The sequence below is a fragment of the Tumebacillus lipolyticus genome (genome assembly GCF_042682745.1).
GTDB classification, from domain to species: Bacteria; Bacillota; Bacilli; order Tumebacillales; family Tumebacillaceae; genus Tumebacillus_A; species Tumebacillus_A lipolyticus.
The window spans coordinates 402,602-420,412 of sequence record NZ_JBHUIO010000002.1 but is presented as its reverse complement, the minus strand read 5'-3'; the positions used below and the strand labels follow the sequence as shown (position 1 = coordinate 420,412).

General features: G+C 57.6%; 3 protein-coding genes. 2 read left to right on the top strand and 1 reads right to left on the bottom strand.

Annotated features, from left to right (window positions below):
* Positions 1-202 precede the first annotated feature (202 nt).
* Positions 203-5,497 carry an amino acid adenylation domain-containing protein gene (locus ACFSOY_RS01280; RefSeq protein WP_386043554.1) on the top strand — a complete coding sequence of 1,765 codons (5,295 nt, stop codon included), beginning with the start codon at positions 203-205 and terminating at the stop codon, positions 5,495-5,497.
* Between the two features lie 104 nt (positions 5,498-5,601).
* Here ACFSOY_RS01280 and ACFSOY_RS01275 read toward each other — a convergent pair whose 3' ends face one another.
* Positions 5,602-6,915 carry a dicarboxylate/amino acid:cation symporter gene (locus ACFSOY_RS01275; protein WP_386043552.1) on the bottom strand — a complete coding sequence of 438 codons (1,314 nt, stop codon included), beginning with the start codon at positions 6,913-6,915 and terminating at the stop codon, positions 5,602-5,604.
* Between the two features lie 399 nt (positions 6,916-7,314).
* Here ACFSOY_RS01275 and ACFSOY_RS01270 point away from each other — a divergent pair, with 399 nt between their 5' ends.
* Positions 7,315-17,748, top strand: a complete 10,434-nt coding sequence (locus ACFSOY_RS01270; protein ID WP_386043550.1) for a non-ribosomal peptide synthetase — start codon at positions 7,315-7,317, stop codon at positions 17,746-17,748.
* Positions 17,749-17,811 lie beyond the last annotated feature (63 nt).

Sequence of the window (17,811 nt, the reverse complement as noted above, 5' to 3'; positions counted from 1 at the left end):
ACATTTTGTAGTTTGAGTATAGCGTGGTTCGATTTCTTTATTAAATCGGAAGATTTTATGAGTATCATAAGGATTCCTAATGCTCGGCAGATGCGCGGCGAACCGCTGTTGAAATGAAAAGGTGTGCAGCTGGAAAGAGGAGGTTTCGCACTGTAGGTTGTAATATGTATGAAGTATGTAAATCGGGGAGGTTGAACGATCGATGATCGGTGGAGTGGATTCGCTGGTTGGCCTGCTGATGCGCCGTGCGGCAGAACAGCCAGAGCAAATTGCATACTCGTTTTGGGGAGAGGATACAAGAATAGAGCTGACCTATGGAGAGCTCGATCTGCGTGCGCGAGCGATCGGCGCATGGCTGCAGGCGAAAGGCGCGACCGGGGAGCGAGCGCTGTTGCTGTATCCGACGGGGATCGAGTATGTGACCGCCTTTTTTGGCTGTTTGTACGGAGGGGTTGTGGCAGTTCCCGCCTATCCTCCACGCCAAAACGGCAATCTCGGACGACTGCAAGCGGTCGTCGCCGATGCGGAGGCGAAGTTTGCCCTGACGACAGAGACGATCTTGGCTGGCATCGAAAAGCGATTTGCAGAGTCGCCCGAGATGGAGGCGCTCCGCTGGCTGGTCGCAGATGCGACCGATCGCTCGCTGGCCGAGCTGTGGCTTGAGCCTGATGTCGGGATGGAGAGCCTTGCGTTCCTGCAGTACACGTCAGGCTCCACATCGACACCCAAAGGGGTGATGTTGACACATGGCAACTTGTTGCACAATTTGGAGATGATCGAAGAGGCGTTTGGGACGACAGCCGAGAGCCGGGGCGTGGTCTGGTTGCCCCCCTATCATGACATGGGGCTGATCGGTGGGATCTTGCAGCCGCTGTTCACCGGGTATCCGATGATGCTGATGGCACCGGTCGATTTTATTCAAAAACCGCTCCGCTGGCTGCAGGCGATCTCCGAGACGAAAGCGACGGTGAGCGGCGGGCCGAACTTTGCCTACGAGCTTTGTTTGCAGAAGATAACGCCGGAGCAGCGGGATGGGCTCGACCTCAGCAGCTGGGAAAATGCGTTCACCGGGGCAGAGCCTGTCCGCGCGGAGACGCTCAAACGGTTCGCCGAGTTTTTTGCGCCCTGCGGATTTAAGGAAGAGGCATTCTACCCCTGCTATGGGTTGGCAGAAGCGACGCTTTTCGTATCGGGAGGCACGGTCGGTCACACTCCGCAGATCGAGCGGATCGAGGCGGACGCGCTGGCGCAAAATCGAGCGGTTGCAACGACAGCGGAAGCAGACTCGCGGTTGATGGTGAGCAGCGGGCGAGGCGACCGCAAGGGGCAACAGCTGCTGATCGTCGATGCCGCTTCGAAAACGGCATGTGCAGACGGGCAGGTTGGCGAGGTCTGGGTCAAAGGCCCGAACATCGCGATCGGGTACTGGAATCGCGAGCAACAGACGGAGGAGACGTTCTGCGCCGCGCTGGCCGATTCGGGAGACGGACCGTTTTTGCGAACGGGAGATTTAGGATTTAGGAAAGAGGGTCAGATCTATCTGACCGGACGGATCAAAGACCTGTTGATCATCCGCGGGCGAAACTACTATCCGCAGGATGTGGAGTTTGTCGTGCAGGAGAGCCATCCAGCCGTCAAGAACAGCAACGGGGCAGCTTTTGCCGTGGAGATCGGCGGAGAAGAGCGGCTGGTCGTCGTTCAGGAGATCGAGCGCACCCATCGAAAAGGCGATCATCAGGCGGTCATCGCTGCAGTTCGCAAGCGCGTGTCGGAAGAGTTTCAGCTGCAGGTGCACGCGGTGGTGCTGATCAAACCGGCGAGCATTCCGAAAACGTCCTCCGGAAAGATTCAACGCCATGCTTGCAAAGAGCGTTTTTTGAACGGGACGTTAGAGGTGGTGGCAGACGATGCGATGGCGCAGGCGGCGATGGGGGCAGGCGCAGCTGTCGAAGCGTCCGAACGGATCGAGTTGAACCTCGGCGAACTGCTCGCACTGCCGACAAACGAGCGGGAGGCGCCAATCGCGAACTTCTTGCTTGGCGAATGTGCTGAGATCTTAAAAGTGACACCCGGTCAGCTTCCGATCGATCGCTCGTTGCATGCGTACGGAATGGACTCGCTGATGGCGGTGGAGATCAAACATCTCGTAGAAGTGACGTTTGCAGTGGATCTGACCATGTCGGACGTTCTGGATGGCCCCAGCGTAGCTGAGCTTTCCCGCCTGATCTCGGAGCAGCTGAACGCAAGTGCAGACCGATCTCCGCTCGAAGCGGTCGAGCCGGAGGAGCGAGCGGAGTCTCTCCTTTCGTTCGGTCAGAAGTCGCTCTATTTCATGCAAAGCGTGGCGCCAGAGAGCGCGGCGTACAACATCTCCAAGACGGTTCGCATCGCTCAGCGGCTGGATGTGCAAAAGTTGAAAGCTGCGTTTGCAGAGCTGTTGACCAGGCATCCGCAGCTGCGGGTTACGGTTGAAATGCAAGATGACCAGCCGATCCAAAAGGTGGTGCCGCAAGCGGAGGCATCAGTTGTAGTCAAGGACGCTTCTCTGCTATCGGCAGATCAACTGCGGGCAGAGCTGATCGCCGAAGCGAATCGCCCGTTCGATTTTACGACCGGCCAACTGCTGCGCGTCCACCTCTGGCAGATCTCAGAGACGGAGCACCTCTTGCAGGTGACCGCCCACCATATCGCGGTCGACTTCTGGTCGTTCGGCTTGTTGTTGCAAGAGTTGGGCGCGCATTATTCCGAGAATGGAAAAGCGGAGGTCGATCACAGCTATTTCGACTATGTGCGCTGGCAACAAGAGCTGTTGCGCGGGGAGGAGGGCGATCGCCTCTGGTCCTATTGGCAGGAACGGCTCGAACAGGTACCGGTGCTCGATCTGCCGACCGATCGCACGCGCCCTGCGGTGCAGCACTCGGCAGGTGCTGTGCAGGCGTTCGAGCTGCCTGAGCAGATCACGCAACAAATGCATGCGCTGGCGAAAGAGCTGGGGGTTACGCTCTATACGGTGATGCTCACCGCGTTTCAGGTGCTGTTGTATCGCTATTCGGGACAGGCAGATTTTGTGATCGGCTCGCCCAGCGCGGGGCGCAGTTCGGCTAAGTTTTCCCAGACGGTGGGCTATTTTGTCAACCCGGTGGTGCTGCGCAGTCAAATCGTGCAGAAGGCGCCATTTGTAGAGGTGGTCGAGCGAGTGCGGGCAGATGTGCTGACCGCGCTCAAGCATCAAGACTTTCCATTCCAGCTTTTGGTCGAGCGACTGCAGCCAGATCGCGATCTCAGCTCGCCGCCCCTGTTCAATGTGATGTTCAATTATCAGTCCGCTGCGCTTTGGAAAGAGGAGGGGCTGATCGCGCTCGCATTGGGAGCAGCAGGAGCAAAGATCGCAGCAGGAGAGCTAATGCTGGAGTCGATTGCGCTCCCGCAGCAGTTTGCCCAGTATGATCTCTCGCTGATGATGGGCGAGATGGGCGGAAAGCTACACGGTGTATTCGAGTACAGCACATCGCTGTTCGATCGAACGACGATCGAGCGAATGATCGGACATTTTCAGACGCTGCTCACAAGCATCGCAGAGGCGCCCGCATCTTCGGTGGATGCACTTCCGCTGCTGACCGCGAACGAACAGGAACTGTTGCTCGGATGGCAAGGGGAAGTCGGCGCGGTGACAGCCGATCGCCTGCATCGGCTGCTCGAACAGCAAGTTGCACTCACGCCGGAAGCGGTCGCCGTCTCATTAGAAGGGCAAATGTTGACGTACGATCGCTTGAACCGCCTGTCCAATCGAGTCGCGCATCAGCTGCGCGAGCTTGGCGTGGGGGCCGATGTGCCGGTTGGAATCTGCATGGAGCGTTCGCTTGAACTTGTGGTGGGCTTGCTGGCGATCTTAAAAGCGGGCGGTGCCTATGTGCCGCTCGACCCCTCCTACCCGGAGGAGCGAATCGCTTGGATCGCTGAAGACACAGCAGTCCCAGTCGTGTTGACACAGGAGGCTCTCCTCGCAAAGATTCCGATCCAAGCTGCGACGGCGATCTGCTTGGATCGCGACGAAGAGCGTATCGCAACCTACCCAGAGCACAATCTGGACGTTGAAGTGTCGCCCGACCATCTGGCCTATATCCTCTACACGTCAGGCTCTACCGGACGACCGAAAGGCGTTGAAATTCCGCATCGGGCGATCGTCAACCACATGCTGTGGATGCAGGAAGCATATCCGCTGGGCGCGGGTGATCGCGTGTTGCAGAAAACGCCGATCGGCTTTGATGCGTCCGTCTGGGAGTTTTGGGCACCGTTGCTCTCTGGAGCACAGCTGGTGCTCGCACGTCCGGGCGGGCATCGAGATAGCGGGTATCTGGTGAGCGCAGTCAAAGCGCAACAGATCACCGTGCTGCAGCTGGTGCCGACGATGCTCGGCCTGATGTTGGAGGAGCCGGAGATCGCTAGCTGTCAGAGCTTGAAGCACGTATTTTGTGGCGGGGAAGCATTGTCGATCGATCTGCAGGAACGCTTCTTCCAAGTGCTCGACGCGAAGTTGCACAACCTGTACGGACCGACCGAGTGCACGATCGATGCGACCGTCTGGGACTGTCAAAAAGGCGAGACGAAGCGGTCCGTTCCGATCGGACGACCGATCGCCAACCTGCAAACGTTCGTGCTTGACGGCCAGATGCGCCCCGTTCCGGCGCTGGTGGCAGGCGAACTGCATATCGGCGGGCTGGGATTGGCGCGCGGGTATCACAACCGTGCCGATCTGACCGCAGAAAAATTTGTTTTTCACCCAACTGCGCACGGGGAGCGTCTGTACAAGACGGGAGATCTGGTTCGCTTCTTGGCAGATGGGACGTTAGAATATCTGGGCAGGTTGGACCATCAGGTGAAGATTCGCGGATTTCGGATCGAGCTTGGGGAGATCGAAGCGGTGCTCAAAGAGCATCCTGATCACCGGGAGGCGGTCGTGATCGCCCGAGAAGATGTCAGCGGTGATGTGCGATTGGTCGCCTACCTGATCGGCCCAAGCACGGCCGTTTCTGACGCCGACCTGCGCAACCTGTTGAAGCAAAAATTGCCCGACTATATGATTCCGTCTGCGTTCGTCCTGCTCGATTCGTTCCCGCTGCTGCCAAACGGCAAGATCGACCTGCGCGCTTTGCCGCAACCGACAGTTGAGGCAATCGATGCGACGGTGCCTTATACAGCTCCGCGCACCCCGACCGAAGCGAAGTTAGCGTCGATGTGGAGCGAAGTGCTCGGCATCGAGCGAGTGGGCGTGTATGATCATTTCTTTCAGCGGGGAGGACATTCTCTGCTCGCGATGCAGATCGTCACCCGCGTTCGCAAGCTGTTCCAAGTCGAAGTGCCGGTGGCGCGGCTGTTTGAAAACCCGACGATCGCGGAGCTCGCCAAGATTGTGGACGAGTCGATCGGCCGCGAGAGCAAGCCGAAAAAGCCTGCCATCGGCAGACTGTCCCGCGAGGCGCACCGCATCGACGGATAAAGAGCACAATCTCGTAAAAACAACGAACGGCTCCCAAGAGATCTTGGGAGCCGTTCGCTTGTGAGCGAGTGAGCTTGAATGATCGACAATAAGTTCGAAGGAAGTTATGCGATCTTGGTGTCGAGCTCTTCGTCAACTTCGGTGTTAAACGCCTCGCGGTCAAACTCACCTTCCGAGTTGGCGATGATCAGCGAGGAGACGGTCGTGCCGGTCGCATTGATTGCGGTGCGCGCCATATCGACGATCGCGTCGATGCCGAGCACCAGTGCAAAACCTTCCAGCGGCAAGCCGAGCGAAGTGAGGACGACGGTGGTCGAGATGGTAGCAGGTCCCGGAACGCCAGCCGTACCGATCGATGCGATCATCGCGCTGCCGACGATCAGCAGATAATCGGTGAAGACGAGGTCGATATCGAAGACCCGGGCGACAAAGATCGCCACGATGGCAGGGTACAGACCGCCGCATCCGTTCATGTTGATCGTAGCGCCGAGCGGAGCGACGAAGGAGGCGATCTTCTCCGACACTTTCACGCGCTTGGTGATCACTTCAAGGTTGACCGGCAAAGTGGCATACGAGCTGCGCGTCGTGAAGGCGACGGTGATCACCGGATAGATCTTCTTCAGGAAGCGGAACGGGTTGACGCGAGCCACGAAGGTGACGAGCGAGCCGTAGGTGATCACAAAATGCAGCAGGCAAGCCACATAGACGGCAAGGATCACTTCACCGAGCGGCAACAGCGACGAGAAGCCGTACTTGGCTGCCATTGAAGCCATCAAACCGAAGACGCCGTATGGAGTCAGCGCGATGACCAGCTTGGTCACTCGGAACATGATCGCGGCGAAAGAGTTCAGGAAATCCATCACCGGTTGAACTTTTTCCGGTTTGCGCCCGCGCTCGATCAGGATGGCAACCGCGATGAACAGGGAGAAGATGATGACCGGAATGACCTTGCCATTCGCCATCTCATTGACCGGGTTGGACGGGATGAGATCAAGCAACACTTTGTCGAAGGTCGGAATTTCTCGCGCTTGAAACGCAGCATCTTTGACGAAGGTGACGCCTGCGCCTGGATCGATCACCAGAGCGACCAAGATGCCGATCACCGCTGCGATCCCGGTGGTGGCGAGGAACAGAGCGACCGTTTTCACACCTAACTTTTTCAACTGCTGTGGATCGGTCAGCGCGGTGACCGAAGTGATGATCATCGCGATCACCAGCGGCATGACGATCATTTTGATCAGGGAGACGTAAATCGTGCCGATCGTGCCGACTTTAATGGCGTCTCCTTGGAAGAAGGCACCGACGGCGACACCGAGCAGCATCGCGAGAATGACGCGACTACCAAAACCTACTTTTTTCCTTTTCAAGTAATACAATAAGGCCAAGATCACAAACGAAACGATAAAACTTGCAATCATAGGGGACACCTCCTAGAGAATCAATGGTATGTAATCACACTCGGATTACTGGGTATATCATATTGCGATCCAGTAGAGAAGTCAATAGCTTGATGAAAATGTGAGAACTATGAGAACTAAGAAAAATCTTAATATTTAGAAAATAATGAGTAGGCTGTTATTTTCTCACCGAATTCTGTCCAGAAAAATTGGAGGAGCAAGAATCTTTCTGGAGTGGCGAGCGAAGCAAAGGCGCGATCCTGCACACTATAAATTTTCATAGGTCACAACCTCCGTAAAAACTTTAGGATTTCAGGAAGGTTTATTCTGGTTTAATAAAGAAATAGTTGTCAGAGATTGCATTGAAGAGTCGAATCGTTTTGTCGATGCACTTGTGACAGGGTTAGGGAGGTCGAAATGATGGAGCACACAGGAAATCAGGCGGTCTTGGAGGAAGGGGCGTTCGTCTTCCCCGCGTCTTTTGCTCAGCAACGGCTATGGTTTCTCGATAAGCTGATGCCGGGCAGTGCCATGTACAACATTCCGTTTGCCATTCGACTACAGGGGAATCTCAATGTGGACGCATTGAAGCGGAGTTTAGAGGAAATCGTAGATCGTCACGAGACGCTGCGCACCATTTTTATCGAAGAGGGCGGCGCTCCGATGCAAGTTATTTTGCCGGAGGTCTCGTTTGAGTTGCCGATGATCGATCTGCGGCATGTGCCGGCCGAGAGCCGCATGGATCACGCTAAGCGAATGGCGTTCGAAGATGCGAACCGACCGTTCGATCTGAGCAAAGGTCCGCTGATGCGGACAGCGCTTTTGGAACTGAATGAGGAGGAGCATGTCCTCCTTTTGAATATGCACCACATCATCTCAGATGGTTGGTCCTGTGGCGTGATGATGAAAGAGGTTGGGGTGCTCTATGAAGCATTTGTCAACAACTTGCCATCTCCGCTGCCCGAGTTGCCGATCCAATATGTCGATTTTACCAATTGGCAGTTGGAGCATCTTTCCGGAGCTGAGCTCGAACGGCAGGTCTCCTATTGGAAAAAACAGTTAGGAGATCATCCGCCAGTCCTGCAATTGCCGACAGACCGTCCCCGTCCGGCCGTACAGAGCCATCGCGGTGCTTCGGTCGAATTTGTCGTTCCGAAAGCGCTGACCGATCGGTTGATCGATCTGACGCAAACGGAAGGCGTGACGCTGTATATGACGTTGTTGTCAGCGTTCGTCACGCTGCTCTATCGCTATAGCGGGCAGGATGATATCGCGGTCGGATCGCCGATCGCAGGCCGCAACAACGCCCAGATCGAAGGGTTGATCGGATTTTTTGTCAACACGCTGGTCATGCGCACCGATCTTTCCGGTCGACCGACGTTCCGCGAAGTGCTGTCGCGCGTTCGCACAACGGCGCTCGATGCGTACGCTCATCAGGATTTGCCTTTTGAGCGGTTGGTCGAGGAGGTACAGCCGGAGCGCAACATGAGTTATACTCCGCTGTTTCAGACGATGTTCGCGCTGCAAAACGCCCCGAAGGGCGCAGAGCAGATGACCGGGCTGAAGATGAGCGGATTGGACGCCGATCACGCCAGTGCGAAGTTTGACCTGAACCTTGCGATGTCTGAAAGCAAGAACGGTTTATACGGCACGATCCAGTATAGTACAGACCTGTTCGATGAAGCGACCATCTTGCGCATGACCGAACACTTTACCGAGCTGTTGCAAGGCATCGCTGCAGATCCTGACCGCGAGATCGCCGCGCTCCCGCTGTTGACCGCTGAGGAGGCCGATCTGACGCTGGTGGAGTGGAATCGCAATCGTGTCGATTACCCGCACGATCTGACCATTCCGCAGATGTTTGACGAGCAGGTCGCCCGCGTGCCGGCAAAGGTAGCGCTGTCGTTTGAAGGTGCAGAGCTGACCTATGGCGAGCTCAACCGCCGCGCCAACCAACTGGCGCGCCTGCTGCAAAAGAAAGGTGTCGGCCCTGATGTGCTCGTCGGCCTCTGCACAGAGCGCTCGCTGGAGATGGTGGTCGGGATGCTCGGCATCCTCAAGGCGGGCGGAGCATACGTGCCGCTCGATCCGGCCTATCCGCAAGATCGCTTGAGCTACATGTTGGAAGACAGCGGCGTGTCTGTGCTTCTCACGCAGGAGAAGCTGATCGACGATCTGCCCGCACATGGCGCTGAGTTGATCTGTCTGGATCGCGATTGGCCGCACATCGCGCTTGAGGGGGAGGAAAACCTCGACGTTGCGCTCGATCCGGAACATCTGGCCTATATGATCTACACGTCCGGCTCGACCGGCAAGCCAAAAGGTGTGCTGATCCCACACCGCGGGGTGGCACGCCTTGTGAAAAACAGCAACTATCTGATCTTCGGCGAAGAGGAAGTGTTCCTGCAACTGGCGGCGATCTCTTTCGATGCGGCCACGCCAGAAGTGTGGGGGGCGTTGGTCAACGGTGCGAAACTGGTCGTGTTCCCCGCGATGACACCGACGATCGATGAAGTCATTCGCGTGTTGAGCGAGGAGAAAGTGACGGTCGCGCTGTTAACCTCCGGCCTGTTGCCACAGTTGGCAGAGGCGGATTTGGAAAAGATCGGCCACCTGAAGCTGCTTTCGGTCGGCGGCGATGTGATGTCCGCTCCGCATGCGAAGAAGTTTTTGCAAAAGCTGCCCGGATGTCTGCTGGCAAACGCATACGGGCCGACCGAAAACACGGTCGCCTCGACGACGATCTGGCTGTCTCAGCCAGAGGAGGTCGCAGGGGTGGTACCGATCGGACGGGCGATCTCCAACAACGAGCTTTATGTGCTCGACTCGCTGTTGCAACCGGTGCCGATCGGCGTGCCAGGTGAACTGCATGTCGGCGGTCCAGGTCTTGCGCGCGGATATTTGAACCGCCCGGAGCTGACCGAGGAGAAGTTTATCCGCAATCCGTTCCGCGAAGACGGATCTCGCCTGTATAAGACGGGCGATCTGGTGCGCTATCTTCCCGATGGCAACTTGGAGTTTCTCGGGCGGATCGACCATCAGGTCAAAGTGCGGGGATTCCGAATCGAGCTCGGCGAGATCGAAGCTGTGATCGGACAGCATGCAGCTGTAAAAGAGACGATCGTCATCGTGCGCGAAGATGTGCCGGGGGATAAGCGGATCACCGCCTATGTGGTGGGCAACGGTGTGGAGCTGACCACCATCGAACTGCGCAACCATGTGAAGCAGCAGGTGCCCGAGTATATGGTTCCGTCCGCCTTTGTGCTGCTCGATCAGATCCCGCTTACGCCAAATGGAAAAGTGGATCGCAAAGCGCTGCCGCTTCCCGACGGGACGCGCAGTGCAGAGCTGGAATACGTGCTGCCAGAGAGTGGGGTGCAGGAAAAATTAGCTTCGATCTGGGCGGAGATCTTGCGGATCGACCGGGTGGGGCAGCATGACAACTTTTTCGAATTGGGCGGCCATTCGCTCCTCGCCACCCGCCTGATGTCGCGCGTGCACGATGAGTTTGGCATCGAACTGCCGCTCCGCACCCTGTTTGAAGCTCCTACGCTTTCTGAGCTAGCCGGATGCATCGTGGCGGCAAGCGGGCAAAGGCTGGGGATGGAGGATCAGGGGCCGACCGTCACCTCGCGTGGAGCCAGCTCTGAAAATGAGGAGGAAGTTGCCTTCCCGACTTCGTTCGCTCAGCAGCGCTTGTGGTTCCTCGATCAGTTGATTCCCAACTCACCACTATACAACATTCCGCTCGGGTTCCGCATCTATGGAGTGCTCGATGTGGCGGCGCTGGAGGCGAGCTTTAATGAGATCGCTCGTCGTCATGAAACGCTGCGCACGACGTTCCGCAAGAATGGAACGATACCTGAGCAGGTGATCAAGCACAGCCTGCAAGTGCCGCTGCCGATCATCAGCCTGCAGGAGCTGCCAGCGGCGGAGCGGGAAGCGGAAGCGATGCGGCTGGCAGGCGAAGAGGCGCGGTTGCCGTTCGATCTCGCCAAAGGGCCTTTGGTTCGTGCCCAGCTGTTGCAGCTCGATCAGCAGGATCATGTGCTCCTGTTCACCATCCACCACATCATCGCTGACGGTTGGTCGTATGGCGTGCTGGTCAAGGAGATCACCCAGCTCTATCAAGCGTTCGCCAACGGAGAACCGTCACCGCTGCCAGACCTGCCCCTGCAATATGCTGATTTTGCTGTGTGGCAGCGAGACTACCTGCAAGGGGAAGTGTTGGAGGGGCAAATCAACTACTGGAAACAGCAACTTGGTGGCACGCTGCCCGTCTTGGAGTTGCCGACCGACTTTAAGCGCCCTGCTGTGCAGACCTACAACGGTGATGGCATGAGCTATCTGTTGCCAAAAGATCTGGCAGACAAACTGCAAGCGCTGAGCCAACAGGAGGGCACGACGCTGTTCATGACCTTGTTGGCAGCTTTCAATACGCTGCTCTTCCACTACACCAAGCAGGACGACATCCTGATCGGAACGCCGATCGCCAACCGCAACCGAAGCGGCATCGAAGGTCTGATCGGATTTTTTGTCAACACGCTGGTCATTCGCTCCGATCTGTCGGGGAACCCGAGTTTTCTCGAACTGGTCAAGCGCGTGCGGGAAACTGCATTGGCAGCCTTCCAGTATCAGGATGTCCCGTTTGAAAAACTGGTCGAGGAGTTGCAGCCAGATCGCGACCAAAGCCATTCACCGGTGTTTCAAGTGATGTTCGCTCTGCAAAATTTTGAGAGCGATGCAACGGTTGCGGCCGATATCACGCTCGTTCCGCTGTCGCAGGATAGCAAGACATCAAAGTTCGATCTGCTCTGGACGATGGCGGAGAGAACAGATGGGCTGATCGTCTCCATCGAGTACAACGTGGATCTGTTCCGGCAGGCGACGATGGAGCGAATGCTCGGTCACTTCCATACGCTGCTCGAAGCGATCACCGTCGATCCGGCACAGCCGATCGCCGTTCTGCCGCTGATGACAGAGGAGGAAGAGCGCGGCGTGCGCGAGCTGGCGCACGGCATCGCGCTTGACGATTCGGATGGGAAATGTGCGCATCAGCTGTTCGAAGAGCAGGTGGCGCGCACCCCGGATGCGGTGGCGCTCGTGCTCGACGAAGCGCAAGTTACCTATCGCGAGTTGAACGAGCGAGCCAACCGCTTGGCGCATCATTTGCAGGCGCGCGGTGTGCAACCAGAAGCGTTGGTCGGCCTCTGCATGGGGCGCTCGCTCGAACTGGTCGTCGCGACGCTCGGCATTCTCAAAGCGGGAGGCGCGTACGTGCCGCTCGACCCCGCACATCCGAAAGATCGCATCGAGTTCATTCTGAAAGATGCTGAGGTCGGCGTGCTGGTGACGCAAGCCGATCTGGTGGACGACCTGCCGACAGACGGTGTAGAAGTGGTCGCGCTGGATCGCGATTGGGAAGAGATCGAGAAGTGGCCGAGCCAAAACCTGAACGCTGGCGAGACGCTGGACAACGCGCTCTATGTCATCTATACATCGGGGACGACCGGCAAGCCAAAAGGTGTGATGATGACGCATCGCCCGCTTCGCAACATGATCTCCTGGCAATTGAAGGAGACCCCGTTTGCACCGCTTGAGCGGACGTTGCAATATGCGTCGATGACCTTTGATATCTCGTTCCAAGAGTATTTCTGCACGCTGACGACGGGCGGCACGCTCGTGTTGGTCAAAGAGGAAGTGCGCCGCGATCCGCTCCGCCTGCTCCGCTATCTGTCCGAACAGGGCGTACATCGCATCTACTTGCCGTTTGTCGCCTTCCAACAGCTCTGTGAGGTAGCAGAAAGTCTGAGCGAGCGATTACCCCTACAGCTAAAAGAGATCACGACGGCGGGCGATCAACTGCAGACCACGCGACCGGTTCGCAACTGGTTGGCCAGCTTGGAGGGATGTCGCCTCTACAACCAGTACGGCCCGACCGAATGTCATGTCGTCACTTCGTACACGCTGCCGCTCGGGCAAGAGGAATGGCCGCTGCTGCCGCCGATCGGCCGCCCGATCGCCAACACGCAGATCTACATCCTCGACCAGCAGATGCGCCCCGTTCCGCTCGGCGTGCCAGGCGAGGTGTTTATCGGAGGCATTTCGCTCGCCCGCGGGTATTTAAAGCGCGAGGAGATGACAGCTGAGAAATTTATCACCGACCCGTTTAGCAAAGAACAGGGGGCGCGCATGTATCGCACGGGCGACCTCGCGCGCTATCTCCCAGATGGCAATATCGAGTTCTTTGGTCGGATCGACACTCAGGTGAAGATTCGCGGGTATCGGATCGAGCTCGGCGAGATCGAGACGATCCTCGGTCAGCACCCAGGCGTATTGGAAACGGTGGTGATGGCGCGCGAAGAGTCGGAAGGCGCCGCCAAGACGCTGCTGGTCGCCTACGTGGTGCTCGATCAAGAGCTGGAGCCGAGCACGCAAGAGCTGCGCAGCTTCTTGAAAGATCGCCTGCCCGAGTACATGGTGCCGCAGCTGTTCATGCCGATCGACGCTGTGCCGCTCACACCGAACCGCAAGATCGACAGAAAGGCCCTGCCAGCTCCTGACGGCTCGCGATTGGAGGCGGCAGAGTCCTATGTGGCACCGCGCACCGCAACGGAGCAGCTGATGGCAGACATCTTCGGCGAAGTGCTCAAGGTGGATCGTGTCGGCATCCATGATCATTTCTTCGATCTGGGCGGCCATTCGCTGCTCGCCACACAGCTCATCTCGCGCATTCGCGAAGTGTTCGGCATGGAATTGCCGGTGCGCGCCCTGTTTGAAGCGGCGACCGTCGCGAGCATCGTCGAGTATATGAAGCACCACAGCGAGTTGGCAACAGGCATTCAAATTCCGCCGATCGTCCCGGTGGGTCGCGATCGCGAATTGCCGCTGTCGTTCGCCCAGCAGCGGTTGTGGTTTATCGACCGACTGACGAAACAGTCGAGCTATAACATGTTCTCCGGCGTGCGCTTCAGCGGGGATCTGAATGTGGAGGCGCTCGATCAAGCGCTCCAAGAGATCGTGCGCCGTCACGAAGTGTTGCGAACCACGTTCTCGATGGTGGAGAACCGTCCTGTTCAGGTGGTGCAGGCAAATTATACGCATCGTCTGGAGCGCATCGATCTCCAGCATCTATCGAAAGAAGCTTGTGAAGCGGAGATCTTGCGCGTTGCCGGAGAGGAAGCGCGCAAACCTTTCGATCTGAGCACCGGACCTCTGTTCCGCTCGACGATGTTGCGCGCTTCGCAGGACGAGGTGGTGCTGCTGTTCACGATGCATCACATCGTGTCGGACGGCTGGTCGATCGGGGTGTTCGTGCGCGAGCTAGGCGAACTGTATGCCGCCTTTGCGGAAGGCAGGGAGACGCCGCTCGCAGAGCTTGAGGTGCAGTATGCAGATTTCGCACACTGGCAGCGCGCATGGCTCCAAGGGGACAACTTGCAGGCGCAGCTGGCACACTGGAAGGATCGACTACAAGGGGCGAAGACGGTGTTGCCGCTCCCGCATGACCATCCGCGCCCACCGGTGCCGACCTTGCGGGGCGGATCGCATGCGCTGCGCATCTCAAAAGATCTTTCTGATCGACTGCAAGCGCTCTGCCAGCAAGAGGGTGTCACGATGTATATGACGCTGCTGGCAGCGCTCAACACTTTGCTCTTTCGCTATTCCGGACAGGATGACATCCTGATCGGTTCGCCGATCGCCGGACGCAATCGCAAAGAGATCGAACCTCTGATCGGCTTCTTTGTCAACACGATCGTCTTGCGCACCGATCTCTCGGCACAGCCTTCGTTCCGCGAGCTTTTGCAGAGAGTTCGCCAGTCGGCGCTCGACAGCTATGCGCATCAAGATCTGCCGTTCGAAAAGCTGGTCGAAGAGATTCAGCCGAATCGAGACATGAGCATCTCGCCGCTGTTCCAAGTGATGTTCGCGGTGCAAAACGCACCGATGGGCGATCTGACCTTGCCTGGTGTCACGATGTCAGCGCTGGAGGCGGGAGGCGGTGTGGCCAATTTTGAACTCTCGCTGATGGTCTATGAGTCGGAGGAGGGTCAGCTGCATGCGTTCAACTACCAGACAGACCTGTTCGACCCCAGCACGATCGAGCGGATGGCCGGTCATCTGGAGCAGCTGTTGACCGCGATCGTCGATGATCCGGATCGCAAGCTCACAGAACTCTCGCTGTTGACACCAGCAGAAGAAGCGATGCTCGAAGGCTGGAATGCTGTATCGGACAACTTCCCACGCCGCTGTGCACATCAGCTGATCGCCGAGCATGCGCGCACGACGCCAGATGCTGTTGCGGCAGAATTTGCTGGCGAGACGTTAAGCTACCAAGAGTTGGACGAGCGGGCAAATCGTTTGGCCCATCATCTGCAAACGTTCGGAGTGGGGCCAGATGTGCTGGTCGGGGTCTGCATGGACAAATCGCTTGCGATGGTCATCTCGTTGTTGGCCGTCCTGAAGGCGGGCGGTGCGTACGTGCCGATCGACCCATCGCATCCGAAAGAGCGAATCGCCTACCTGATCGAAGATGCAGAGATGGTCGCGCTGTTGACGAAGCGTGAGCTGGCAAGTGGGCTCCCGACAGACGTGCCGTTGATCTTTGCCGAAGAGGAAGCGTCGCTGGCAGAGTATCCGATCACAGCGCCGAACAGCGCGGTCGAGCCGCATCATCTGGCGTACATGCTGTATACATCCGGCTCGACCGGCAAGCCGAAAGCGGTGATGATCGAGCATGCGCAGCTGGTGAGCACGCTGTCGACGGTGTTAGAGCAGTTCGACTTCAGCCGCGAAACGCGCATGCTGTCGGTGACGACGATGACATTCGATGTCAGCGTCGCCGAGGTGTTCGCTCCGCTGCTCTCGGGGGGTACTACCGTCCTGATGTCGAAAGATCGGGTGCTCGACCTCGCGCAGCTGGTCGGGGAGTTTCGATCCGCGACGACATGTCTGTCTGTGCCAAGCCTGATGCGCCACGTCGCGCAGGAAGTGATGAAGTCGCAAGCGCCGGTAACCTCGATGCGGACGGTACTCGTCGGCGGCGAAGCGGTCACGGCCGACCTGCAGGCAGAGCTGCGCCAAGCGTTCCCGAATGCGAACGTGATCGTGGCTTACGGGCCGACAGAGGCCACCATCCTCTGCTCGTTCCACACGGTTGAAGCGGAGCCATCTGAGCGTTTGGTGATTGGGCGAGCGCTTAAAAACGGTAAATTCCGCGTCTGTGACGGTGACGGACAACGGGTTCCGGTCGGTGTTCCGGGCGAGCTCTATATCGGCGGACATGGCGTTGGTCGAGGCTATCGCAATCAGCCGGAATTGACCGCCGCGTCGTTTGTCTGGATCGACGGCGAGCGTTGGTATAAGAGCGGTGACTTGGTGCGCTACCTCGCCGATGGCAGCCTGGAGTTCCTCGGCCGGATCGACACGCAGGTGAAGGTCCGCGGGTTCCGCATCGAGATCGGGGAGATCGAATCGCTGCTGACCGCACATCCGAATGTCGCTTTGGCTACCGTGCTTGCGATCGATGATCCGCACGGCGAGAAGCGTCTTGTCGCCTATGTGGAAGCGGTGGCGGTCGAGGAGAGCATGGCGACCGAACTGCGCGGGTATCTGCGCCAATCCTTGCCCGAATATATGGTTCCATCTGCGATCGTCGTGATGAAGCAGCTTCCGATCAACGAGAACGGAAAAGTCGATCGTCGCGCCCTGCCGATCCCGGAAGAGATCGTGTTGGAACGAGAGGCGGAGTTTGTGGCCGCACGCGATGAAATCGAAAAAGAACTGGTGAAAATTTGGGAGGAGCTGCTCGGCAGAACTCCTTCTGTGAAAGACAACTTTTTCTCGATCGGCGGACACTCCTTGCTCGCAGTGCAACTGATGGCATCGATCGAGCAGCGGTTAGGTCTGAACATGCCTCTGACCGTGCTGTTCCAAGATGGCACGATCGAAGGGTTGGCGATGCTGTTGCGCCAAGGAGTGGGAACGAGAACTGGATCTTCGCTGGTTCCGATCCAACCGCATGGCTCGCAAAAGCCCGTGTTTTTCGTCCATCCGGTCGGCGGCGGTGTCTTCTCCTACTTCGAGTTGGCTCGACGCCTCGGCACCGATCAGCCGTTCTATGGGCTGCAGGCGCTGGGCTTTGAGGATGATCGCCTGCCGCTCACTTCGATCGAAGAGATGGCCAGCTGGTATCTCGAAGAGATCAGACGAGCGCAGGCGGAAGGGCCATATCGTCTCGGAGGTTGGTCGCTCGGCGGCACGGTCGCCTTTGAGATGGCGCGGCAGCTTCGCGAGCGGGGCGAAGAGGTCGAGTTGCTGATCTTGCTCGATACGATGGCTCCCGTCCAGGAGAATGAGCAGGAGAAGATGGACGATGTTCAACTGCTGATGGCATTTGCAGGAGACTTCGCGGGGGCGAACGGTTTTGATTTCTCCAACATGCAAATGATGATGCATCAGCTGGGCAGGCTCGCCATCGATGACGCTTTGAGCATGCTGTACCAGCAGGCCAAAGCGATGGGATCGCTGCCAGATGGGCTAAAATTTGAGCAGGTGCGCCGCCTGTTTAAGATTTTCAAAGCGAATACGAACGCGTTGGAGAAGTATGAACCGACTCCTGGACTGGCTGCAGATGTGCCGATCGCCTTCTTCCGAGCGAGCACGGCACCTGCGCACGAAATGTATGAGAAACTTCGTCGCGACAAGTTCTATCGCTGGGGTCAGCTGGCGCAACAGATCGATGCGCACGAAGCGCAGGGGGATCACTTTACAATTCTGAGCGCTCCTCATCTGCAAGCGCTGACCGATCGAATTCTCAAATGTTTGGCGCAAGCGCAAAACGTGCAAGGCTAGCCAGCAAGCTACGTTTTTGGCAAAGGTGAAGGGTCTCGACGATCTTCACCTTTGCCTTTTTCT